Origin of the sequence: Vibrio sp. TRT 29B02, assembly GCF_050113655.1 — a bacterium.
Classification (GTDB): Bacteria; Pseudomonadota; Gammaproteobacteria; order Enterobacterales; family Vibrionaceae; genus Vibrio.
In genome coordinates this window covers 1-1,081 of record NZ_JBNJOJ010000067.1, presented here as the reverse complement: position 1 = coordinate 1,081, position 1,081 = coordinate 1, and the positions used below count along the sequence as shown (strand labels likewise).

1 protein-coding gene is annotated in these 1,081 nt (G+C 48.4%); it reads left to right on the top strand.

Features of this window, described 5'->3' with window-relative positions; translation table 11 throughout:
• Window positions 1-1,077 (top strand): elongation factor Tu (tuf, locus tag ACQEXT_RS21185; RefSeq protein WP_269378573.1); only part of this gene is annotated, 1,077 nt, incomplete at its 5' end.
• Between the last annotated feature and the right edge of the window lie 4 nt (window positions 1,078-1,081).

Sequence of the window (1,081 nt, the reverse complement as noted above, 5' to 3'; positions counted from 1 at the left end):
GCTAAAGTGTACGGCGGTGAAGCGAAAGACTTCGCATCTATCGATAACGCTCCAGAAGAGCGTGAGCGCGGTATCACAATCTCAACTTCTCACGTTGAGTACGACACTCCAACTCGCCACTACGCACACGTAGACTGTCCAGGACACGCTGACTATGTTAAAAACATGATCACTGGTGCTGCACAGATGGACGGTGGTATCCTAGTTGTTGCTGCGACAGATGGCCCAATGCCACAAACTCGTGAGCACATCCTACTAGGCCGTCAGGTTGGTATCCCTTACATCATCGTATTCATGAACAAGTGTGACATGGTTGACGATGAAGAGCTTCTAGAGCTAGTAGAAATGGAAGTTCGTGAACTTCTATCTGAGTACGACTTCCCAGGTGATGATCTACCAGTAATCCAAGGTTCAGCTCTAGGCGCACTAAACGGCGAAGAGCAATGGGAAGCTAAGATCATTGAACTAGCAGAAGCGCTAGACAACTACATCCCAGAGCCAGAGCGTGCAGTAGACATGCCGTTCCTAATGCCAATCGAAGACGTATTCTCAATCCAAGGTCGTGGTACAGTAGTAACTGGCCGTATCGAGCGCGGTATCCTAAACGTAGGTGACGAAGTTGCTATCGTAGGTATCAAAGAGACAATCACAACAACATGTACTGGTGTTGAGATGTTCCGTAAGCTTCTAGACGAAGGTCGTGCGGGTGAGAACGTTGGTGCACTTCTACGTGGTACTAAGCGTGATGAAGTAGAACGTGGTCAAGTACTAGCGAAGCCAGGTTCAATCACTCCACACACTAAGTTCGAGTCAGAAGTATACGTACTTTCTAAAGACGAAGGCGGCCGTCATACTCCGTTCTTCAAAGGCTACCGTCCACAGTTCTACTTCCGTACAACTGACGTAACTGGTAACATCGAGCTACCAGAAGGCGTAGAAATGGTAATGCCAGGTGATAACATCAAGATGACTGTAGAGCTAATCGCTCCAATCGCGATGGACGAAGGTCTACGTTTCGCGATCCGCGAAGGTGGCCGTACAGTTGGTGCTGGTGTTGTTGCTAAGATCTTCGCTTAATTCT